This window comes from Anabaena sp. EIM26 (assembly GCF_057568715.1).
On record NZ_CM172472.1, the window covers coordinates 527,492 to 549,963 of the forward strand.

Genomic DNA, 22,472 nt, shown 5'->3' on the forward strand with positions numbered 1-22,472 from the left:
CTACGAGATTGCATTGTAATTTAATATTAAATTAAATTTAAAGCCTGTTGGATAATTAATTCTTGCTCTACCATATTTTTTAAGGTTAATCCATCGTAAATTCCACCAAAGGCTTCTAAGGCCGCATTATCTAAAGCTCGATTATAAGCTTCTAATAAAATTTCCTCTATTTCTTTTTTGTTCATGTAATATCCTCCAGCTTTTCGGCGTTTGTTGATCCGATCAATTGCATCAGTAGCATTGCGAATAGAAACATCCCAAGAATGAGTTGTCCTTTTTTCTGCCTGTTGTTTAATTAAATGAACTAAAAGCACTACACAATAGCTATAAATTTTATTAATTTTATCTTCTTTGCTCATTTCTTCCAATTCATCAATTAAAGATAGAGCCGCTTCTAGGTTGCCAGAAACTACTAATTCCCTGAGTTCTAGTAATTCTTCCATGATTTGCTCTCTCCTTGAAGTTTGCTATTTCTAGCATAGCTCTCAAACCTTTAATTTCTTTCTCAACATTAAAAATACTGAACCATTGATCTTTTTGAATACTTTCTAATAGGTGCTACTAAAACTATTAACTATAGACAACGGCAAGGGTACGGCATACCGCACCCCTGCTCAAATTGTCATTAGTTAGTGGACTTTTACAGCTTACGCTTCATCTAAAGCTGCAATACCAGGTAAAACCTTACCTTCTAGCAACTCCAAACTAGCACCACCACCAGTAGAAATGTGGCTCATTTGATCAGCCAAACCTACCTTTTCCACAGCTGCTACAGAGTCACCACCACCGATAATGGTAGTTGTGCCGGTTTTGCCGATTTCTGCTAGAGTATGTGCGATCGCTTCCGTACCCGCAGCAAACTTATCAAACTCAAACACACCCATAGGGCCGTTCCAAATCACAGTCTTACAATCAGCCAAAGCCGCTTGAAAAACCTTCACAGAATCAGGGCCAATATCTAAACCCATACCATCAGCAGGAATATTCTCAATGCTGACAGTAGTAGCATTAGCATCAGGAGCAAACTTATCTGCTGAAACGATATCTGTAGGTAGCAACAAAGCCACACCCTTTTCTTTAGCCTTAGCTTCCAAAGCCTTAGCCAATTCCAGCTTGTCTTCTTCTACCAAAGACTTACCAACACTCAAACCACGGGCTTTATAGAAAGTGAAAATCATCCCACCGCCGATGATCAACTTATCGCACTTTTCCAACAGAGTTTCAATTACGCCGATTTTGCTAGAAACCTTAGAACCGCCGATAATAGCCGCCAAAGGACGCTTAGGTTCTTCAATTGCACTTTGTAAATATTGCAATTCCTTCTCAACCAAATAACCAGCCACAGAAGGACTGAGGAACTTGGTTACACCCTCTGTAGAAGCATGGGCGCGGTGTGCAGTACCAAACGCATCATTTACATAAAAATCAGCATTTGCTGCTAATTTTTGAGCAAATTCAGGATCATTCTTTTCTTCTTCTTTGTAGAAGCGGACATTTTCCAATAACAGCACTTGGCCATTTTGCAAAGCTGCAACCTTAGCAGCCACATCATCACCAATACAGTCATCAGTCTTGACAACTTCTTGTCCCAACAACTCAGAAAGGCGTTTAGCAACAGGTGTTAAACGTAATTTGTCATCTACACCCTTGGGACGGCCGAAATGACTTGTTAGAATGACCTTAGCACCCTTTTTGGTCAAATCCTGGATAGTTGGCAGCGCAGCCCGAATCCGGGTATCATCGGTAATGCTGCCTTTATCATCCACAGGCACGTTAAAATCAACCCGTACTAAAGCGCGTTTTCCAGATACATCCGCCGCAGATAAACTTGCTAAACTTTTTTTCGACACAGCCAAACTCTCCTGATTGCCTTTTTGTTATGGTTTTGGAATATAACTATCAAGATTTTACCGGAGTGAGGGGTGCTGAGGTGATCTATGTTTAAAACTGTTCTGTTTCCAATTGATCAAAGTCGCGCTGCACGGGAAGCGGCCGAAGTAGTTACCAACGTTGTGCAGAAATATGGCAGTCGCTTGGTTCTATTGTCTGTGGTGGAAGAAGCCGCCCCAGACGCGCCTAATGCTGATCCTATGATGTCTCCAGAGGCCGTTGCTAAACTTCTGGAAAATGCCCAAGCCTTATTCTCACAGCAGGGTATTACAGCCGAAGTCCTGGAAAGACAAGGTAAACCAGCCTTTACTATCTGTGATGTGGCTGATGAAATTGAGGCCAACTTAATTATTATGGGCTGTCGGGGTTTAGGCTTAACTGATGAAGGTGCAACTGATAGCGTCACCAGTCGCGTTATTAATCTTTCCCCTTGTCCAGTTTTGATTGTTCCTTAAAAACCTGTAGGGTGCGTTAATCAAATAACGCACCATCAAAAAATTTTACTTATGTAGAAGAATTAAAATCATTTAATATTAATATACGTAATTCTGTGACTCGCTTGAAGGTGATATCATTATTCAGAAAAGCTTCACATTCTGCATTTAGAGCAACAGCAATCTGAAAAGCATCAGGTAATTGTAAATTATATTTAGCTCTGATTTGAGCAGCTTCTATTGCTAGATGAGGGCTATTGATTGGCATAAAAATAGTGTTGTTACCATCAACAATTGTGTCGATAAAGTCCTGCTCTAATTGAGGCTGCCCTAAACGATAAGGAGAAACTAAACATTCTGCTAAAGTCACTGGTGAAGTGACAGCTATTAGAGAACCGTCCCGAATTTGATTGAACACCTTTCTGACAGTTGCCAAGTATTGTAGATTGCGCTCAACAAAGTAAATAACTGGTGCAGTATCCAAAAATATGCGTGTTACACCCTGTAAACTTTCTTCAACGTTCACGCTGGTTTCCTTGTGTTCATTTCCTCAATTTCTAAATCAGGGAACTCTCCACGTCTCATGCGTGTGACATATTCCTGGGCATCCATACCACTTAGTAGATTAGGTGCAATTCCTTCCAGTTCTGTGAGATTGCGGCGTGGTTTACGTTTGATTTCACAAAGTTGTAGCCTTTGGGTTAGGTAAGCAATGAAACTCAATTGTTCATCCGGTGTGAGTGCGTCTGCTAGTCGCATCAATTCAATTAGTTCTTTAGACATTTGGGTTAATGGTTATTTATTTAATTGTAACAACAGCTTTATCTTGTTTGCAAATTACTGCTTCAATACCCCAATTTCTCAAACAAATCTGCCAACACCACATTAGAAAACAAAAACCCATCTGGATCAATTAAACGCAATCTTTCCCCCACAACTTCCACCCAACCCTTCTCAAAATAAGGTTGTAAACATTGTTTAATTTTCTCTACTTTTCCTTTTCCAAACTTCTCTAACAACACCGTTAAACTCAAACCTTCTGCTAACCGCAACCCCAGCATTAAAGTTTCTAACAATTCTTCCGCTGGTGGGGTGACTTCACAATCAATTACAGCGCCATTTTCCAACCATTGATAATATTCTTTAGTTTTGCGGGGACGGGTGAAACGTTTACCTTGCACATAACTAGCTGCACCCATACCAAAACCATAATAAGGACGATTTTCCCAATAAACTCGATTATGTTTACATTGATGTCCGCTTTTGGCATAGTTGGAAATTTCATAATGTTCATAACCTGTACCAGTTAAGACTTTCTGCCCTAGTTGGTACATTTGAACAGTGGTTTCATCTGTCGGTAGGGGATTATCTCCTGGTTTGTAATAACGACCAAAAGCTGTCCCTGGTTCAATGGTTAAATCATAGATAGATATATGGGTGGGGGCAATTTCTACCGCTTTAGTAAGGGAATCTTGCCACTGAACCAAAGACTGATGTGGCAACCCGGAAATTAGGTCTAAGCTAAATTCGGGTATCTCGACTTGGTGGATTAACTCTATAGCTGCAAAGATATCTTTAACTGAGTGCGATCGCCCAGCCACTTTTAAAAATTCATCTTGAAAAGCTTGTACACCCAAACTTACCCGGTTTACACCCGCACTACAATAACCCGTAATATGCGTCAAATCAAATGTACCGGGGTCCATTTCCATAGAAATTTCTACCCCCTTAGCAATGCCAAAACGCCTATCTAACGCTGTTAATATACATTGCAACTGTTCTGTCGATAACAGCGAAGGCGTACCACCACCAAAAAAAATCGTCTCTAGGGGTTGACTAAAGGCTGGTGAGATGCTGATTTCGTGACAAACTGCCTCAACATAATGGGCAATAGTACCAGAATTTTCTCCCCGCGAGTGATCGCCCACCACAAACACCGGGAAATCACAATAAAAACACCGTCGCCGACAAAAGGGGATATGCACGTAAGCCGCACTGGGAAATTGAACAGCAACATCTTTTAGGCTCATTATGATCAAAAATTAAATTAATTTCATGGACAAATACAAATCGTGAAAATGAGTAGTTTGTTTACAACTTGTTATCTTTTTACAACAAAAATAAGAATAGTTATGCAGCGAAAACTCTTTAGTTATAATGTTTGCATATATTGTATTAACTGCCGAAACCCCTAGCTTAAGTCCATATTTCTCAATCAATCTCACCGTTGATCTAAAAAATACCTGACTCTACTGGGTAAATCACAGTTGTAGGAAAAAACCACAATCATGCTTGATTTCATTATCATTATCTCATTTATTCTGGCTGCATCGGGAATAGGTTACTACAGCACCGAACTACTTCCCCCTGGAACCCTCAACGGAGTCACAAACCTAGACGCATTGCGCTTAGTGGTGGCTGTCTTTGCTGCTATTCTAGGTGGTGCAATTGGGCTGAGTTTCCAAACGGCATATCGTCGCTTAGAAGCGCAAGTCCGCGAAATGCCCCTCGAAGTCATCTTAACCCGTGCCATTGGCTTAGTAATTGGGCTATTACTCGCCAATTTAATGTTAGCCCCGCTATTTTTACTACCCATTCCCGCAGATTTTGGATTTATTAAACCTCTCGTGGCAGTTGTCGGCAGCATCATACTTTCTGTCACTGGCATGAATTTGGCAGATACTCACGGACGGGGTTTATTACGGTTAATTAATCCCAACACCGTAGAAACCTTAGTGGTAGAAGGAACCTTGAAACCAGCTAATACCAAAGTCTTAGATACTAGTTGCATTATTGATGGTCGCATTGAAACCTTACTAGAAACAGGATTTTTGGAAGGAGTTATACTTGTACCGCAATTTGTTTTACAAGAATTACAACAAGTTGCTGATGCCAGCAAAGATCAAAAGCGGGTGCGGGGAAGACGGGGGCTAGAAATACTCAACCGCATTAAAGAAACTTACCCTGAACGCATTCTCATCAACCCAGCAGACTACGAAGATATTAGCACAGTTGATGCTAAATTGGTAAAATTTGCCCAAGAAATCAACGGTACACTATTAACTAATGACTACAATTTATCTAAAGTTGCTAGTGTGCAGAAAGTCCCAGTTTTAAATGTCAATGATTTAGTAAATGCAGTTCGTCCTTCTTATTTACCTGGAGATAATCTAGATTTGAAAATTCTCAAAGAAGGTAAAGAACCGACTCAAGGTGTCGGCTATTTAGACGACGGAACAATGGTAGTCGTTGAAGAAGGCCGCAGTTATGTTGGTGGTGAATTACGGGTAGTTGTCACCAGTGCTTTACAAACCTCCGCTGGTAGGATGATTTTTGCCAAACCTCAAGCTTCCGCATTAGCGTGAGGGAAATGTGCGGAAAATAGAATTAATCCTGAAAATCGGTGCAGTTTCCTACACCGATTTTTATTTGGAAATCCCTTATACAAATTTTAAGCGTGATATACAAAATTACCCCTCCCCCTCACAGGTTTAGGTTTTTTACATTGTCGCAAGGGCAAGACTTGGGGGATAAGGCTGAGATATTAAGTCTCGTAAATCTCTAAGGGTAAATTATCTGGGTCTTGAAAGAATGTAAATTTCTTGCCTGTAATCTCATCAACTCTAATATTTTCAACTTCGATATTGTGAGATTTTAAATAACTCACACTTTCCTCAATATCCTCAACGGCAAAAGCTAAATGTCTTAAACCACAAGCTTCAGGATTGCTAACCCTTTGGGGAGGATGAGAAAAAGAAAATAATTCAATTTGAATATTTCCTATTTTTAAATCTAATTTATAGGAATTCCTGGCGCTGCGGAAAGTTTCTTGAATAATCTCAAAGCCTAAAACTTCAACATAAAATTGTTTTGATTTTTGATAATCAGCACAAATAATAGCAACATGATGAACACCTAAAATTTTCATACAAGTATATTAGATATAGGAATCTGGTTTGATTGGTGAAAATATATAGCAATCCTGACGGGATGACAAAAATGGTTAAGATGCAGACAGAATAAGCCTCATAGCTCTCTCACCCTGTTGATAATACTTACGCTTATTAGGAGATAGTCTCAATAGTGACCTGACTAATTCCCTACAATTGTCTATGAAACTAACCCAAGATTGGGCATATAATCCAATATAAAAACTACTATGTCTTCTTTCTGTACGCCCATATTCCTTCACTCGACCAATATATTTTTGGATACCTTTGCGTTTAATTTCTTGCCCTTGTATTGTCGCACTAGTATACGCAATTGATATTAATAAAATCATAGATATTAACCGCTCACCTGTAACCTTTGTGTCTTCTAAATTATAACCTCCACGTTTAAAATTACGGAACATTTCTTCTATACAAAATCGCTTTTTATAGGCGGAAATCGCTAATTCCAAACTATCTAAATTAGTTAAAATAAACCACCCTTCCTTTGGCGCTACTCCTAAGATTTTACGTTTCCATTTACAGGCAACATTAAAGCTGGTAAAACCATGTTTTTCGTAACTTTAACTCCGTCCAAAAAGAAAGCAACTCCTGGTGATAAACCTAGATTATTTAAATCTACCCAAATTTCTTTTTTAATTTCTACAAATTCACTCTTTTTAAGTCTTGTACAAAAACATAAACCCTGGTCTTTTAGCCAGTTTGCTAGTTTTATAGAACAAAATTCTCTATCACCTAATACGCAAATTTTATAGTTATTAAAAATGGGTAAAGTTTTCTTCACTATCCGTGATTGCTCCTCAAAGTTACTGCTGCCTAACTTTGGTAATAATTCAAAATATACCATTAGTGACAAGTTAAGGAAAAGGGGAAATTGTCAAGGGTGGTATTTGCAGAAGTCAAAAATAGTGGGAAACTCAATCTAGACAAGTAATTGAGCGATTGAGACTAGCCATGACGACCAGCAAAAAAACCAATAGAGACCATGCCAAAAAGAAACACAGACTAATGGTGGAAGACGAAGTAATTGCAGAGCAACTGGAAAGATTACTGACACCAGCAATTACAAATCAAGAAAATTACTACCGAAAACTAGGATTTACCTGAGTTCGACATAAGATAATTTGTGGAAAACTCCCCCCCAGTAAGAGTCTCAAACCCTTATTCTCTCACTCTTAAAAAGAGTAACTCCGTTCGCGTAGCGTCTCCATTCGGCGAAGCCGTGCCGTAGGCATAGGAGAAACTCCGAACTCAGGTAAGGACACACATGGCGGTTATTAAAACTGATGCAAGATGTCAGATTACAAACATCCTTACTGGGTTTATGCGGAAAATCCAAAAATATGCTACATTTACCTGAAAATAACTGTAATTACGCATTAATAACGTAGTAAATATTGTAAATTTTGGGTAATCAACCATGATAGAATTTGCCGCCATTACTTCAGTGATTAGTAAATATGCCCCTCAAGCTAGTCAAATAATCATTAAACAAGCTCAAAAAAATGAAGCTGTCATCAAAGTTTTACAAGAACTAAAACTCAATCCCACCCAAATTCTTGATGATGTTGATACAGTTTATGGTTATACTCTGGTCAAGTATGGAGTGTTTAAACCGGAAGCAATCTTAAACCTGTTTAGAGAAAAAGTAATTAAAGATTATTTTTGGGATGCTTATAGTAATAATTCTCCCTTTCAGTTTGTAGAGAATACAAAAAAGTTTCTTAATCAAAATAACGAACTAAAAACGCATATAATTAATGCAAAAATCAACTTTTCGGCTGAATTAGAAGAATTTGGTGAAGCTTTTATAGCAGTTGCCAAACAAACCAAATCTTCAAAATATCAACCCTATCCAGATTGGAATTTAGACGTTTATCCCAAAGAATTTAAAGCTTTAATCTTTGAAAAAACTCGCTTATTTTGCGGGCGTGATTTCGTTTTTAAAGCTATTAATCAATTTTTCACCACCCAACCCAAAGGTTATTTTACCGTAATTGGGGATGCAGGGATGGGTAAAAGTGCGATCGCAGCTAAATACGTCTTAGCCACCAAATTTCCCTGCTATTTCAACGTTTTTGCAGAAGGACGCAACAAACCAGAAAAGTTTTTAGCCAGCATTCGTCAACAACTAATCAAACGTTATTCTCTCCAAAACGCAGATAACGCTGATTTAAGAACTTTACTAGAAAAAACCAGTGAAAAACTCCAAGGACAAAAACTAGTCATAGTTGTTGATGCACTAGATGAAGTAGAACAAGAAGGAAATAGTAATCTTTTAGATTTACCACAAAATCTGCCTGATGGAATTTATTTTTTATTAACAAGAAGACCTTATAATCAAGAAACAAAGCGTTTGAATTTGTCTCCAGATACTCCTGTAGATGAATTAGATTTAACAAAAGGTGATTATACAGCCTTGAGTCAAGAAGACGTAAAAGAGTATCTGCACTTATCATTGAATAATGAGCAAAAACTCAGAAATTGGATAAATGAACGCAACATTTCTGAGGATAATTTTATTCAAGAAATAGCGGTTAAGAGTGAAAATAATTTCATCTATTTACGCTATTTATTACCAGGCATCGCTGAAGGTAAATATAATGATTTAACTTTAACGGGTTTACCCCAAGGTCTACAAGACTATTATACAAGTCATTGGACACGAATGGGAATGGATAAAGAAGCCAATGAAAAGAAAGTAAAAATACTTTATATTTTAGTAGAAAGAGGTGAACCCATATCTCTAAACTTGATTGCAGATATTCTGGATGAAGATGAATATGATGTTAAAGATGTTTTAGATGATTGGATTGAATATGTCACACCGAAAGTAAATGCAGAGGAACAAAAAACTTACTATAGTATTTATCATCGCAGTTTTCTGGAATTTCTCAAAGGGCAAGATAAATTAAAAACAGGTCGAAAACTGTTTAGAGAAGTTTATGAAATTATGGCTAATTATATGCTGAACCAGATGGACTTATAAACAAAATCCATGTAGGGTGCGTATAGCCCTTCGGGCATGGCTACGCTAGAGCGACAGCGTAACGCACCATAATTATTGTCAGAATCAGGATGTCCAGGGTTAAAGGATGTACAGGATGAAATTACTCCTTCCCTACTCTAAAGATTACTCATTTTTTGTCTCTGTGTTCTCTGTGTTTCTGTGGTTCGTTAAGATAACACACCCTACAATATAACAATATTAAATAACTACAGAAAAATAAATATATGGGAAATATTGCCACTAAATTAACATCGAAAACAGCAGAGTTTAAAAGTTTGTTTTTGGGTCAATTTCCTGAACAACAATTAAAAGCTGGAAACATAGAGAAATATTATCAAACTCTCACGGATTTTGATTTTATTTCTTTAAAAATTCAATCTCCTAAATTTGGAATAGAAGCCTTAACAAGAGATTATTTATTAGTTGAAGATCCTGAAAAATTAGAAAACCTAGCAGATGATCAAAAACTAACACTAGAACAAATCAAAACCCTGAAAATAATTCAACAGACTCTAGAATTATCCTCCCATGTTTTGAATCAGGACTCAAATCAATTAGTAGGACAATTATGGGGAAGATTGCAGAGTTTTCGACAGCGAGACATTCAGCAAATATTAGCAGATGCAGCACAAAGTAAAAGTGAAATTCCGCGATTATGTCCGATTACAGCTAGTTTAACTACTCCAGGTGGAAACTTACTGCGTACCCTGACAGGTCATAACTCCTCGGTACAAGCAGTAGCAATTACCCCCGATGGCAAACAAGCCGTTTCTGGTTCTTATGACAAGACCCTGAAGGTATGGGATTTGCAGACAGGAAAGGAACTCTCTACCCTGACAGGTCATAACAACTGGGTACAAGCAGTAGCAATTACCCCCGATGGCAAAAAAGCCGTTTCTGCTTCACGTGACGAAACCCTGAAGGTATGGGATTTGCAGACAGGAAAGGAACTCTCTACCCTGACAGGTCATAACGAATGGGTACGAGCAGTAGCAATTACCCCCGATGGCAAAAAAGCCGTTTCTGCTTCACGTGACGAAACCCTGAAGGTATGGGATTTGCAGACAGGAAAGGAACTCTCTACCCTGACAGGTCATAACGAATGGGTACGAGCAGTAGCAACTACCCCCGATGGCAAAAAAGCCGTTTCTGTTTCAGTTGACAACACCCTGAAGGTGTGGGACTTGCAGACAGGAAAGGAACTCTCTACCCTGACAGGTTATAACTCCTCGGTACAAGCAGTAGCAACTACCCCCGATGGCAAAAAAGCCGTTTCTGCTTCAGTTGACAACACCCTGAAGGTGTGGGACTTGCAGACAGGAAAGGAACTCTCTACCCTGACAGGTCATAACGAATGGATAAATGCAGTAGCAATTACCCCCAATGGCAAAAAAGCCGTTTCTGCTTCAGTTGACAACACCCTGAAGGTGTGGGATTTACAGACAGGAAAGGAACTCTCTACCCTGACAGGTCATAACTCCTCGGTACAAGCAGTAGCAATTACCCCCGATGGCAAAAAAGCCGTTTCTGCTTCAGTTGACAACACCCTGAAGGTGTGGGATTTGCAGACAGAAAAGGAACTCTCTACCCTGACAGGTCATAACTCCTCGGTACAAGCAGTAGCAATTACCCCCGATGGCAAAAAAGCCGTTTCTGCTTCACGTGACGAAACCCTGAAGGTGTGGGATTTGCAGACAGGAAAGGAACTCTCTACCCTGACAGGTCATAACTCCTCGGTACAAGCAGTAGCAATTACCCCCGATGGCAAAAAAGCCGTTTCTGGTTCTTATGACAAGACCCTGAAGGTGTGGGATTTGCAGACAGGAAAGGAACTCTCTACCCTGACAGGTCATAACAACTGGGTACAAGCAGTAGCAATTACCCCTGATGGCAAAAAAGCCGTTTCTGCTTCACGTGACGAAACCCTGAAGGTGTGGGATTTGCAGACAGGAAAGGAACTCTCTACCCTGACAGGTCATAACAACTGGGTACGAGCAGTAGAAATTACCCCCGATGGCACAAAAGCCGTTTCTGGTTCTTATGACAAGACCCTGAAGGTGTGGGATTTGCAGACAGAAAAGGAACTCTCTACCCTGGCAGGTCATAACTCCTCGGTACGAGCAGTAGCAATTACCCTCGATGGCAAAAAAGCCGTTTCTGCTTCACGTGACGAAACCCTGAAGGTGTGGGATTTGCAGACAGGAAAGGAACTCTCTACCCTAACAGGTCATAACTCCTCGGTACCAGCAGTAGCAATTACCCCCGATGCCAAAAAAGCCGTTTCTGCTTCAGTTGACAAGACCCTGAAGGTGTGGGATTTGCAGACAGGAAAGGAACTCTCTACTTTTACTGGTGAAAGTTCTATGTATTGCTGTGCAGTTTCCCCAGATGGCTTAACAATTGTCGCTGGAGGATCATCAGGTCGGGTGCATTTCCTGCGGTTGGAGGGAGGGGATATACAGTGAGCAAATCTGATTTTATTTATCTTGATATTTGTTTTTTAAATCGCCCTTTTGATGATTGGAGTTATGATAGAAATTGTTTAGAAGGTGAAGCAGTTATTAAAATTTTCAAGCTAGTTAAATCAGGAAAATATAAATTAGTCAATAGCGAAGCTATGGTGAATGAACAGTTTTCTATTAAATGTCATTGAATCTAGTTAGTAATTTCAGTTAATATAGTTGAATATCTATGTTTTAAATTGAATTAGGAAGTAAAACCATGACACAGATACAAACAGAAGTATCTTTATATGAGCAAGATTATTTACTCTGGATTGAAGATATTGTCAACAAATTACGTAATAGGGATATTGACGGTTTAGATTTTGATAATTTAATTGAGGAGATAGATAGTTTGGGGCGTTCAGATAAACGTGAGTTAGAAAGTAGACTCAGAGAACTTTTAGAACATATTCTCAAGAGAACATATGTGAATATGCCTGATTGTTATCGTGGTTGGGTAGAATCTATTATTAAACAAAGGATTGCTATAGAAGATTTATTAGCAGATTCACCAAGTCTCAAACCCTATTTTATCGAAGTATTTGATAAGGCTTATGCAAATTCTCTTAAACTCGTTCGTAAGGGTTATCCACAGTGTGAATTTCCTGATATATGGCCATTTAGTTGTGATATTAATGCAATGCTAAATGTGGATTTTTGGGAATAATTAAATAATATACCGGATATCCCACTTCCTTAACAAGTTGAGGATCTAAATAAAAAGGTGAAATAAATAAAATGGGGAATCTTGCTAATAAATTAACCGCAAAATCAACAGAATTTAAAAATATGTTTTTAGGTAAATTTCCTGAACAACAATTAAAAGCGGGAAACTCTGAAAAATATTATCAAACCCTCACCGATTTTGATTTTATTAATCTGAAAATTCAATCTCCTAACTTTGGAGTAGAAGCCCTAATTAAAGATTATGATTTAATTGCCAACCCAGAGATATTAGATAATTTAGAAGCAGATGAAAAACTAGAAACCGCAAAAATTAAAACCCTGAAATTAATTCAAAATGCCCTACAATTATCAGCCCATGTTTTGAGTCAAGACCCAAATCAATTAATAGGGCAATTCTGGGGTAGATTACAGAGTCTTCAAAATTCAGATATTCAGAAAATATTAAATGATGCAGCAGAAAGTAAAAGTGAAATTCCCCGATTTCGTCCGATTACAGCCAGCTTAACTACTCCTGACGGAAAACTGCTGCGTACCCTCACAGGTCATAATAACTCAGTCAGAGCAGTAGCAATTACACCAGATGGTAAAAAAGCTGTTTCTGCTTCAGATGACAATACTTTAAAAATATGGGATTTGGACACAGGCAAGGATATTTTTACCCTTCCTTCGGAACGCTACGCGAACACTGGTCATTACAGTTATGTCAATACAGTAGCGATCGCACCAAATGGGAAAACAGCCATTTCTGGTGCTGATGACCACACTTTAAAAATATGGAATTTAGAAACAGGTAAAGAAATTTTTACCCTGACTGGTCATTACAGTTGCGTCAATGCAGTAGCAATTACACCAGATGGTAAAAAAGCCATTTCTGGTTCTGATGACCATACCTTAAAACTATGGGATTTGGAAACAGGAAAGGATATTTTTACTCTCATTGGTCATGACAACTGTATAAATGCAATAGCAATTACACCAGATGGGAAAAAAGCCGTTTCTGGTTCTGATGACAATACCCTGAAAATCTGGGATTTAGAAACGAGTTTAGAAATCTTTACCCTAAGAGGTCATAACAGTTGGGTGAGAACAGTAGCGATCGCACCAGATGGGAAAACAGTCGTTTCTGGTGCTGATGACAATACCCTGAAAATCTGGGATTTAGAAACAAGTCAAGAAATTTTTACCCTCACTGGTCATAATAATTGGGTTAGGTCAGTAGCAATTACACCAGATGGAAAAAAAGCTGTTTCTGGTGCTTATGACAAAACATTAAAATTGTGGGATTTGGAAACAGGAAAAGAAATTTCTACCCTTGCTTCTAAACATTATATAAATAATAATGATTCTGTCAACAAATTAGACATTACCCCAGATGGTAAAAAAGCTGTAAAACTCTGGGATTTGGATACAGGAAAATCAATCTCTATCCTCACAGGTTTTAACGAATGGGTAAATGCAGTAGCGATTACCCCTGATGGTAAAAAAGCCGTTTCTGGTTCTGATGATAAAACTTTGAAATTGTGGGATTTAGATACAGAACAAGAAATTTCTACCCTTCCTTCGGAACGCTACGCGAACAAAGGTCATAATGATTGGGTAAATACAGTAGCAATTTCACCTGATGGTAAAAAAGCCGTTTCTGGTTCTGATGATAAAACTCTAAAACTGTGGGATTTACAAACAGGAACAGAAATTTTAACTCTTCCTTTGCAAGAGTATACAAGCACAGGTCATAATTCTTGGATACAAGCAGTAGCTATTACACCTGATAGCAAAAAAGCTGTTTCTGCTGCATCTGACAACACCCTAAAATTGTGGGATTTAGAAACAGGAAAGGAAATTTATACTTTTCCTTCGGAACGCTACGCGAACAGAGGTCATCATGGTTCAATTTGGGCAGTTGCTATTACACCAGACGGTAAAAAGATCCTTTCTGGTTCAGAAGATAACTCGCTAAAATTATGGGATTTAGAAACAGGAAGAGAGATTTATACTTTTTGGGGTCATAGAGGTGCAATCTGGTCTTTAGCGATTACAGCAGACGGTAAAAAAGCCATTTCTGGTTCTTGGGATAACACCCTAAAATTGTGGAATTTAGAAACAAATCAGGAAATTTTTACTCTCTTTGGTCATACTATGCGAGTCAAAACAGTAGCGATTACACCAGATGGTAAAAATGCAATTTCTGGTTCTGATGATAAGACCATAAAACTGTGGGATTTAGAGACGGGAAAGGAAATCTCTACTCTGACTAGTCATGAAAATTGGGTTAGGTCAGTAGCAATTGCAAATGATGGAAAAAAAGCGGTTTCTGGTTCTGATGATAAGACCATAAAACTGTGGGATTTGCAAACAGGAGAGGTAATTTCTACTTTTACTGGTGACACATCTATTATATGTTGTGCAGTTTCCCCAGATGGGTTGATAATTGCGGCAGGAGAACAATCAGGACGGGTTCATTTTCTGCGGTTAGAGGGAGAGTAAAAAATGAATAAAATCATCCAAAATACAATCAATATCCCCAGATATCCTCCAGAATTTCAGCAAATTATTAACGCCAAAAATCATAATTTTGTAGGTCGTAAATTCATCTTTTCTGCTATTAATAATTTTCTTAATCAATATGACCGGGGCTATTTTACTATCATCGGTGAACCTGGTATTGGTAAAAGTGCTATTCTTGCCCATTATGTCAGCCAAAATCCGGGAATTGTTTATTATAATGTGGAAATTGCTGGTAAAAATCGCGCTGAAGAATTTCTGACGACGACTTGCACTCAATTGATAGAAATTGCTCAACATCAAGGTGGTCAAGATATAACTAATAATTCAACCAATTCTACCACAGAGAATAGTGGTTTTTTATCATTATTATTGCAGCAAATCAGTAGTAGATTAAATTCAGAAGAACGGTTAATTATTACTATTGATGGTTGTGACAGAATTAATATTGATAAGCAACCACGCGGATCAAATCTGTTCTATTTACCTCGTTATCTGCCAGAAAAGGTTTATTTTATCCTCACTCGTCGTCCGTTTCTAACAGATAAATCTGGTTTATTAATTGAAACGCCATCTCAGTCTTTAGATTTATCAAATTACCTGAAGCAAAATTGCGCTGATGTCCAAGAATATATTAAAAGTTATTTAATGTCTCAAAATATTGATGATCAATTATTAACACCAATTGATAATGATGAGACAAATTTTATGTATGTTAAGGAAACTTTAGCAGCTATTAATGAGGAAGTTTACCCCGAAGATTTACAACTCTATTACCAAAAGCATTTAGAAAAGATGAATTCAGCAACCAATAACCAGCAAGAAATGGTTTTGCAGGTGTTAAATATCTTAGCTCAAGAGCAATCAGTATCAATACAAAGTATAGCAGAAAGGTTAGATGAAGATGAATATGAAATTAAGGTAATTTTAGACAAGTGGCGAGAATTTTTACATTTAGAATTAATAGCAGAAGAAGTTAATTATAGCTTTTATCATCCTAGTTTTCGTGATTGGTTGAGGCAACAAAATAATAGACATCTCCAGAAAAGAATGTAGAGACGTTCCATGGAACGTCTCTACAAGGATTCTAGGAAACGCACATTTAATTTTCGGAGATGTCTAATAAATATAGCGAGCTTAAATAAGGATGTTAACATTCTTTCTTTACCTCTGCGCTCTCTGCGTCTCTGCGGTTCGTTAAATTCACTCCTGATTCCTGCGACAAGTGTTTGTTGTTATCCAATTTAAAAGCGTTATAACAAATAAAAATATAAGATTGCGGGGTTATTGTTGTTTATACACTCTGTATGAGAATGAATTATAGAAGGGCTGGTGATGGCAGTAGAGTCAGAGACTCTGTGATAGCATTCCTAGCCGGAGTCTAGGAACGAGATAACTATGAATTCTAGAAGGACTGGTTGATGACAGTAGAGTCAGAGACTCTGTGATAACATTCCTAGCCGGAGTCTAGGAACGAGATATAAAACAAGATCCCCCTAGCTGCTTTGTTTTCTAAGCTAGGGGGACCACATAATTGGTAGTCTATAAATCTTTCGGTATAGTCGCTAAAATAAATTTTATATCATTTGTTTGGCTTTGGCTAGTCTTAGCATTATAATTTCTAGGATTTTTATATCTTCTTCACAATTGCCCCAGATGCGAGGCCAATGTCCCTTTTTTCCTGTCAAGTGAGAGCATTTTGGCAATTGGCACTTATCTATCATGGAAACAACACTGATCAACTAAAATTAATTAAATGCTGACCCGAATTAAAGACTTAGCCACCACCCTAGTACCCCGCTTAGTGGAGATTCGCCGCCATATTCACTCACACCCAGAACTCAGTGGACAAGAGTATCAAACTGCTGCTTTTGTGGCTGGGGTACTGTCTTCCAGTGGTTTGCACGTAGAAGAGGGAGTGGGTAAAACTGGTGTGGTTGGCGAATTACAAGGCGCTAATCAAGATGCTCGAATCTTGGCAATTCGCACTGATATGGATGCTTTACCAATCCAAGAACGTAGCGGGTTAGAATATTCTTCTCGTAAGGAAGGGGTGATGCACGCTTGTGGTCATGATGTTCATACTACGGTGGGATTAGGTACAGCGATGGTACTTTCCCAAATAGCAGATGAGTTGGGTGGTAAAATTAGGTTTTTATTTCAGCCAGCGGAAGAAATTGCCCAAGGTGCAAGCTGGATGGTAAAAGATGGGGTGATGGAGAATGTCTCTGCAATTTTGGGGGTTCATGTTTTTCCTTCTATCCCTGCTGGTTCTGTTGGTATCCGTTATGGGGCTTTGACAGCGGCAGCGGATGATTTAGAGATTATCATTATGGGTGAATCTGGACATGGTGCGCGTCCCCATGAAGCGATTGATGCTATTTGGATTGCTTCCCAAGTTATTACTACATTGCAACAAGCGATTAGTCGCACTCAAAATCCTTTACGCCCTGTTGTGTTGAGTATTGGACAGATTAATGGTGGTAGAGCGCCGAATGTGATTGCTGATAAAGTACAGTTATTGGGTACGGTGCGATCGCTCCATCCAGAAACTCGCGCCCAATTAGCACAATGGATTGAGAATATTGTCGCTAATGTTTGCAATTCCTACGGCGCTAAATACCAAGTTAATTATCGTCAGGGCGTACCCAGTGTACAAAACGATTATGCACTAACACAATTATTGCAATCATCCGCAGAAGAAGCTTGGAGTAGTGAACTAGTCCAAGTTTTACCAGAACCCTCCCTTGGGGCTGAAGATTTTTCTGTTTATTTAGAACACGCCCCCGGTTCAATGTTTCGCTTGGGTGTAGGTTACAAAGATAGAATCATTAATCATCCCTTACATCATCCCCAATTTGAAGTTGATGAATCTGCCATTATTACCGGGGTTGTGACGTTGGCTTATGCCGCTTACAGATATTACCAACTAAAATAAATTTCTTTTTCTATAAGGGATATAACCAACACTTCACACATATTTGGTAGTAATTGAGTAGGAATCAGCCGTGATTGTAATACGCTTGGTATTACAATTTGGACAAATTTGTCCAAAAATCTAGGCATTTAGCGTCAACAACAAAATATTAATTAATTTTATACGTTGACAAATTATTTAAAAATATGTGATGTTGTAGAGGTTGTATTATTACTTGGATCTAATATTAATCACAACAATTTACTAGATAAGCTGAGAATTTTTCATATCAACAAAAACTTACCCTAATATGCCACCAATAGAACCTATAGAATCTTCATCACCACAACCCACCAGTAATCATTGGTACTTATTAACTGTGCGATCTAAAAAGCGGGAAGTATTTGTAAAATATCTAAAATTTGCAATTGATCAAAATAAGCTAGAAGAATTAGTTTTAGATATTAAAATTCCCCAAGACTCAGTATATGAAGATATGGTTTTACTGAACCTAAGTAATTTTAAAACCGCCTCAGCATATCTAAAAAAAGTTGAATGTTTTCAGAATATAGAGCGCAAACCCTTACAGTCAGAACAGGTTAATAGAATGTTAGGACTTAGGTGAATTAAATGAAAGGCGAGTCGCTACAACTTTCATTCTTGAATTAATAAACATCCGGTGAAAAAGATTGTAGAGCCGTTCTATGTAACGTCTCTACAAGAGCTTCAAATCACTCACATTTAATTCTTGGAAAGGTCTAATAAACAAAAAGGGTTTAGTAATCCTAAACCCCTACCTTGCAAATCAAATAAGGGTGGTATATTACTGAGCATATAATGTCCGTTGAGTCGAAAATAATAAAAAAGGCAATAAATGTAGAAACGCTCAATTGAACATCCCTACATTTATAGTTAATCAGCGGGACATCATATCACTAGGTCAGAATCTAAACATTTGCCTCTGTTTTAGCTCCTCCCATTTGCTCTTGAATCCTACCTTTTGCAGCTTTGAACTGAGTAGCTAATTCCTCGCTTTCTCGACTACTCATGTTGTTCCGAATAGAAGCAAACATTGTGCTTTCTTCTTGTCGAATATGGTCGCCAATTTCATCCCATATTCTTCTAAGTCTGTCTTTGAATTCAGGTGCAGAAGGGCTAATAGCTCTCAATTGCTCAAATACTGGACCCCAGCGAGCTTGTTCGTCATATAATTCTTGAGTATTAGCTTCACCGTAAAAAGGGCGTACTCTAGGATAGACAACTTCCTCTTCAGCTGCTGCATGGGCGCTGAGATCTTTAAAAATTTGTCCAAAATATTCTTGTATTTTTCGAGGATCATCGCTTTGTATTAATTCTGTAAACAAGATATTTACTTTATTGTGATCCATACGCAGAACATCTTGGATATTCATATCCTGTTTATCAGAAGATTGGGTAACAGCACTACCCACTGCACCACTAATAGCAGCGATCGCATCTTGCACACGCGACCAAATTCCCTGATCGGCATCTTGTCCAGTCAGTTCCCGCACACCTAATATTTCAAGAATTCCTTTCAGTTGTTCTTGATGAGCGCGATTTTCAAAATTGATAGTATTTAAAGGGCCAATTGCTGCCATGACATCTGCACCAACTTTCTGTGCAGCTTTATGAATTGTAAGCCCATTCATTACTTGTTGATGCTTCAACAACTCATGCTGAAATACTTTTTCAAAAAAACTTAATTCACTACCTTGCATTAATTTGCGAATTGATTGCACCATTTGTTGCACAGTTGATTCCGCATTTTTTTGGATGCCATATTGAACCACTACAGTATCGAGAATGCCTTGATTTTTGCGGTCATCATCAAGCATCCGGCGAATACTATCAGTTATTTCCCCATCAGAGCATTCCCTCAAAAAGAGTTCTTCATTATCAATACATAACTGTTGCAGTAATTTCATATCTGCCAATTTTACTGCAATAGCATTCCGTTTAGTATCATCTAAAGTCATTACCATTTTAAATTCTCCTCGCCAAAGGAATCGCATTTATTACCAATTTCAGGTTGACATAATAACTAGAGAATTTGCATCTTTCTTTTGAGCTATTACCTGCTTAATGCTGGATATAAAATTAGTCATAAATTCCCTAAATTATTGTTAATTATTATTGCCTTCTATAGAAAGATATATAAATTACTAGTTCGTGTTCTATCTTGAGATAGATAAATTTCAATAGCTAATTTTATCGGACAGAATTCAGGAGTCAGGAGTCAGAATTCAATTGGGTGGTCTACTCTTCGGGAACGCCAAAGGCGAACAATCAGTTGTGGATCTGTAGCTTGCTTAGAGCAGGGTATCCCCGACTGATAGCGCAGCGTTAGCGAGGAACGAGCTTCTTGATTCTGACTCCTTCTTCAAGAATTGACTCAATTGATGTGGATAATGGAAACTACAAAATCAAATTTGACTGTTTTGCCTAAGATGCAGGGATAAAATGTATAAAAAACGTCTAATTACTTAGAAGCGATTCCAGATCAGCATTTTGGAGATTTTGGAGATTACTGTTCTGCACCACCAAAAAATGGCTTAGGATTTATGCATTAAACTGCAAAATTAAATAGTACATTTGTATAAATAAAGTCTAAACTTCAATTAACTTTATAATATGGTCATCTATCAATCCCAGCAAAAATCTCACAAAGAATACCGTCCCCGTAGAAATGACTGGCGGTTGTTTTTGCGTTTAGTACCTTATGCCCGTCGTAGCGGGCGGTTATTAGCGCTATCAATGTTTTTACTCATTCCCATCTCCATAGCTAACGCCATTCAACCATTACTAATTGGACAAGCAATATCCCTGATTCGTCAGGAACCTAGTACCTACGAATTTTTCAAAAATCGCTCGTTATGGGAAGGTTTAAGTATCCTCCAAGGATGCTTCCTCGCTACGATAGTTACCAGATTATCACTCACAGGTGTTCAGGGCTATCTCGTACAGAAGCTAGGGCAAAAAATTACAGCGACAATTCGTGAAGATTTATTTCGTCATGTCACATCTCTTGCAGTGCGTTTTTTTGACCGCACACCCGTAGGTAAACTCATAACTAGACTCACCAGTGATGTCGAAAGTTTAGGAGATGTTTTTGCTACAGGGGCAATTGGCATTGTCTCCGATTTGTTTTCTATGGTGGTAATTGTCGGTTTAATGCTTTCTCTCCAATGGCAACTTGCTTGCTTGCTGTTATTAATTCTTTGCCCAATCACCTGGTTAATTATTTACTTTCAGCAGCAGTATCGCAATGCCAATTACAAAGTACGAGAAGAATTATCAAAACTCAACTCCCAGCTACAAGAAAACATTGTTGGTATTAATGTAGTGCAGTTGTTCCGCCGGGAAAAATTCAATGCAGAACTGTTTCGCGCTACAAACAAACGCTATGTTAAAGAAGTGGATGCCACCATTTGGTATGATTCTGCTGTGTCAGGAACCTTGGAATGGGTTAGTTTGATTGCTATTGCAGGAGTATTGGGAATAGGTGGTTGGTTACTGTTAGAAAAAAATCTTACCTTCGGTATTTTAGCTACATTTATTTTGTATGCCCAGCAATTATTCGATCCTTTGCGAAATTTTGCTGAAAAATTCACTGTTATTCAATCTGGGTTCACTGCTGTTGAAAGGTTAAACGATATTTTAGATGAACCGATAGAAATTAGAGATAGTATCAATTCCAGATTCTCACTTTTAGATGCTCAATTCGGCTATATAGATGAGATCATTAGGGATTTAGAATCTCAAAATTTTACTACACCACCTGAACTGGGAGAAATTTGTTTTGAACACGTCTGGTTTGCTTATAAAGATGATGATTATGTAATTAAAGATTTAGATTTTACAATTCATCCAGGGGAAAAAATAGCTTTGGTGGGGCCGACGGGTGCAGGTAAAAGTTCTATTATTCGGCTGTTGTGTCGTCTCTACGAACCTACTCAAGGACGCATTCTGATTGATGGTGTGGATATCCGGGAGATACCACAAGCAGAACTGCGGCGTTATATGGCAGTAATTTTACAAGAAGCTTTTTTGTTTGCTGGTGATGTCAAAAGTAATATTACTTTAGGGGATAGCTACACGTTTGAAGAGATTGAACAAGCAGCCAAAAAAACTAATGTTTCTGAGTTGATTGATCAATTGCCTCAAGGCTATGATACTCAATTACGAGAACGAGGAACAAATATTTCTAGTGGACAAAAACAACTTTTAGCATTTGCTCGTGCTGCTATTCGTAATCCCCAGATTTTGGTATTAGATGAAGCTACAGCTAGTTTAGATGTGGGAACAGAAGCTTTGGTTCAACAGGCGTTAAATCAGCTTTTAATCAAACGGACGGCGATTATTATTGCTCACCGCTTGTCAACTATTCGCAATGTAGACCGGATTTTTGTTTTGAAGCGTGGGGAATTAATTGAGCAGGGAAGTCATGAACAATTGATAGAACAAGGAGGGCTTTACTCCACTTTGCATAATTTGCAAATGTTGGGAACTTGAAGAATAATCCAGGAATCAGAATCCATCTCCTGACTCCTGCCTCCT

At 38.3% G+C, this 22,472-nt stretch carries 19 protein-coding genes and 1 pseudogene; 12 read left to right on the top strand and 8 right to left on the bottom strand.

Annotation, left to right across the window (positions count from 1 at the left end):
* Positions 1-26: 26 nt before the first annotated feature.
* The gene (locus tag AC012T_RS02125) at positions 27-443 is read right to left on the bottom strand and encodes a DUF29 family protein (protein ID WP_487062673.1); all 417 of its coding nucleotides are present in this window, start codon (positions 441-443) and stop codon (positions 27-29) included.
* Between the two features lie 204 nt (positions 444-647).
* On the bottom strand, positions 648-1,850 hold the full coding sequence (locus AC012T_RS02130) for a phosphoglycerate kinase (protein ID WP_487062674.1): 1,203 nt from the start codon (positions 1,848-1,850) through the stop codon (positions 648-650).
* Between the two features lie 87 nt (positions 1,851-1,937).
* On the opposite strand from AC012T_RS02130, the gene AC012T_RS02135 reads away from it, so the two are divergent.
* Positions 1,938-2,345 (top strand): universal stress protein, encoded by a 408-nt coding sequence (locus AC012T_RS02135; protein WP_487062675.1) that lies wholly within the window; start codon positions 1,938-1,940, stop codon positions 2,343-2,345.
* A 49-nt stretch (positions 2,346-2,394) separates the two neighbouring features.
* Here the strand turns inward: AC012T_RS02135 and AC012T_RS02140 are convergent, their stop codons facing one another.
* The 3 genes from AC012T_RS02140 to hemW all read right to left on the bottom strand — a co-directional run bounded on the left by AC012T_RS02140 (position 2,395) and on the right by hemW (position 4,354).
* Complete coding sequence (locus AC012T_RS02140; protein WP_487062676.1) at positions 2,395-2,850, bottom strand: type II toxin-antitoxin system VapC family toxin; 456 nt, start codon at positions 2,848-2,850, stop codon at positions 2,395-2,397.
* Positions 2,847-3,107 (bottom strand): hypothetical protein, encoded by a 261-nt coding sequence (locus AC012T_RS02145; protein ID WP_487062677.1) that lies wholly within the window; start codon positions 3,105-3,107, stop codon positions 2,847-2,849. Before AC012T_RS02145 ends, AC012T_RS02140 begins: the two co-directional genes overlap by 4 nt.
* 62 nt (positions 3,108-3,169) lie before the next feature.
* Entirely contained in the window at positions 3,170-4,354 is a 1,185-nt protein-coding gene (gene hemW, locus AC012T_RS02150; RefSeq protein ID WP_487062678.1) for a radical SAM family heme chaperone HemW, read from the bottom strand.
* Positions 4,355-4,612: 258 nt separating this feature from the next.
* Here hemW and AC012T_RS02155 point away from each other — a divergent pair, with 258 nt between their 5' ends.
* The gene (locus AC012T_RS02155; RefSeq protein ID WP_487062679.1) at positions 4,613-5,689 is read left to right on the top strand and encodes a PIN/TRAM domain-containing protein; all 1,077 of its coding nucleotides are present in this window, start codon (positions 4,613-4,615) and stop codon (positions 5,687-5,689) included.
* A 179-nt stretch (positions 5,690-5,868) separates the two neighbouring features.
* On the opposite strand, the gene gloA2 is transcribed toward AC012T_RS02155, so the two are convergent.
* Entirely contained in the window at positions 5,869-6,252 is a 384-nt protein-coding gene (gene gloA2, locus AC012T_RS02160; RefSeq protein ID WP_487062680.1) for an SMU1112c/YaeR family gloxylase I-like metalloprotein, read from the bottom strand.
* 75 nt (positions 6,253-6,327) lie between these two features.
* Positions 6,328-7,118: pseudogene (locus AC012T_RS02165) on the bottom strand (IS4 family transposase); the annotation flags it as partial.
* A 110-nt stretch (positions 7,119-7,228) separates the two neighbouring features.
* On the opposite strand from AC012T_RS02165, the gene AC012T_RS02170 reads away from it, so the two are divergent.
* The 9 genes from AC012T_RS02170 to AC012T_RS02210 all read left to right on the top strand — a co-directional run bounded on the left by AC012T_RS02170 (position 7,229) and on the right by AC012T_RS02210 (position 18,519).
* Positions 7,229-7,381 carry a hypothetical protein gene (locus tag AC012T_RS02170; RefSeq protein WP_487066784.1) on the top strand — a complete coding sequence of 51 codons (153 nt, stop codon included), beginning with the start codon at positions 7,229-7,231 and terminating at the stop codon, positions 7,379-7,381.
* A 313-nt stretch (positions 7,382-7,694) separates the two neighbouring features.
* A complete protein-coding gene (locus AC012T_RS02175) occupies positions 7,695-9,263 on the top strand; it encodes an AAA family ATPase (RefSeq protein WP_487062681.1) in 1,569 nt (522 codons plus the stop codon).
* A 245-nt stretch (positions 9,264-9,508) separates the two neighbouring features.
* The gene (locus AC012T_RS02180; RefSeq protein ID WP_487062682.1) at positions 9,509-11,749 is read left to right on the top strand and encodes a WD40 repeat domain-containing protein; all 2,241 of its coding nucleotides are present in this window, start codon (positions 9,509-9,511) and stop codon (positions 11,747-11,749) included.
* A complete protein-coding gene (locus AC012T_RS02185) occupies positions 11,746-11,937 on the top strand; it encodes a hypothetical protein (RefSeq protein ID WP_487062683.1) in 192 nt (63 codons plus the stop codon). The genes AC012T_RS02180 and AC012T_RS02185 overlap by 4 nt, the downstream gene beginning before the upstream one ends.
* 68 nt (positions 11,938-12,005) lie before the next feature.
* On the top strand, positions 12,006-12,455 hold the full coding sequence (locus AC012T_RS02190; RefSeq protein ID WP_487062684.1) for a DUF29 domain-containing protein: 450 nt from the start codon (positions 12,006-12,008) through the stop codon (positions 12,453-12,455).
* A gap of 71 nt (positions 12,456-12,526) precedes the next feature.
* A complete protein-coding gene (locus AC012T_RS02195; protein ID WP_487062685.1) occupies positions 12,527-14,959 on the top strand; it encodes a hypothetical protein in 2,433 nt (810 codons plus the stop codon).
* Positions 14,960-14,962: 3 nt separating this feature from the next.
* Entirely contained in the window at positions 14,963-16,033 is a 1,071-nt protein-coding gene (locus AC012T_RS02200; RefSeq protein ID WP_487062686.1) for an AAA family ATPase, read from the top strand.
* A 700-nt stretch (positions 16,034-16,733) separates the two neighbouring features.
* Positions 16,734-17,915: a M20 family metallopeptidase gene (locus tag AC012T_RS02205; protein WP_487062687.1), complete on the top strand. Its 1,182-nt coding sequence runs from the start codon at positions 16,734-16,736 to the stop codon at positions 17,913-17,915.
* Positions 17,916-18,204: 289 nt separating this feature from the next.
* Complete coding sequence (locus AC012T_RS02210) at positions 18,205-18,519, top strand: chromosome segregation ATPase (RefSeq protein WP_487062688.1); 315 nt, start codon at positions 18,205-18,207, stop codon at positions 18,517-18,519.
* A gap of 322 nt (positions 18,520-18,841) precedes the next feature.
* Here the strand turns inward: AC012T_RS02210 and AC012T_RS02215 are convergent, their stop codons facing one another.
* Entirely contained in the window at positions 18,842-19,897 is a 1,056-nt protein-coding gene (locus tag AC012T_RS02215) for a hemerythrin domain-containing protein (RefSeq protein ID WP_487062689.1), read from the bottom strand.
* A 649-nt stretch (positions 19,898-20,546) separates the two neighbouring features.
* Here AC012T_RS02215 and AC012T_RS02220 point away from each other — a divergent pair.
* On the top strand, positions 20,547-22,427 hold the full coding sequence (locus tag AC012T_RS02220) for an ABC transporter ATP-binding protein (protein ID WP_487062690.1): 1,881 nt from the start codon (positions 20,547-20,549) through the stop codon (positions 22,425-22,427).
* The last annotated feature ends 45 nt before the right edge of the window (positions 22,428-22,472 follow it).

What these genes read in the sequence shown, in the direction of transcription:
- AC012T_RS02125 (WP_487062673.1), bottom strand. Translation starts at nt 443, where the DNA reads ATGGAAGAATTACTAGAACTCAGGGAATTAGTAGTTTCTGGCAACCTA.
- AC012T_RS02135 (WP_487062675.1), top strand. Translation starts at nt 1,938, where the DNA reads ATGTTTAAAACTGTTCTGTTTCCAATTGATCAAAGTCGCGCTGCACGG.
- AC012T_RS02145 (WP_487062677.1), bottom strand. Translation starts at nt 3,107, where the DNA reads ATGTCTAAAGAACTAATTGAATTGATGCGACTAGCAGACGCACTCACA.
- hemW (WP_487062678.1), bottom strand. Translation starts at nt 4,354, where the DNA reads ATGAGCCTAAAAGATGTTGCTGTTCAATTTCCCAGTGCGGCTTACGTG.
- AC012T_RS02155 (WP_487062679.1), top strand. Translation starts at nt 4,613, where the DNA reads ATGCTTGATTTCATTATCATTATCTCATTTATTCTGGCTGCATCGGGA.
- gloA2 (WP_487062680.1), bottom strand. Translation starts at nt 6,252, where the DNA reads ATGAAAATTTTAGGTGTTCATCATGTTGCTATTATTTGTGCTGATTAT.
- AC012T_RS02170 (WP_487066784.1), top strand. Translation starts at nt 7,229, where the DNA reads ATGACGACCAGCAAAAAAACCAATAGAGACCATGCCAAAAAGAAACAC.
- AC012T_RS02175 (WP_487062681.1), top strand. Translation starts at nt 7,695, where the DNA reads ATGATAGAATTTGCCGCCATTACTTCAGTGATTAGTAAATATGCCCCT.
- AC012T_RS02180 (WP_487062682.1), top strand. Translation starts at nt 9,509, where the DNA reads ATGGGAAATATTGCCACTAAATTAACATCGAAAACAGCAGAGTTTAAA.
- AC012T_RS02190 (WP_487062684.1), top strand. Translation starts at nt 12,006, where the DNA reads ATGACACAGATACAAACAGAAGTATCTTTATATGAGCAAGATTATTTA.
- AC012T_RS02195 (WP_487062685.1), top strand. Translation starts at nt 12,527, where the DNA reads ATGGGGAATCTTGCTAATAAATTAACCGCAAAATCAACAGAATTTAAA.
- AC012T_RS02200 (WP_487062686.1), top strand. Translation starts at nt 14,963, where the DNA reads ATGAATAAAATCATCCAAAATACAATCAATATCCCCAGATATCCTCCA.
- AC012T_RS02205 (WP_487062687.1), top strand. Translation starts at nt 16,734, where the DNA reads ATGCTGACCCGAATTAAAGACTTAGCCACCACCCTAGTACCCCGCTTA.
- AC012T_RS02210 (WP_487062688.1), top strand. Translation starts at nt 18,205, where the DNA reads ATGCCACCAATAGAACCTATAGAATCTTCATCACCACAACCCACCAGT.
- AC012T_RS02215 (WP_487062689.1), bottom strand. Translation starts at nt 19,897, where the DNA reads ATGGTAATGACTTTAGATGATACTAAACGGAATGCTATTGCAGTAAAA.
- AC012T_RS02220 (WP_487062690.1), top strand. Translation starts at nt 20,547, where the DNA reads ATGGTCATCTATCAATCCCAGCAAAAATCTCACAAAGAATACCGTCCC.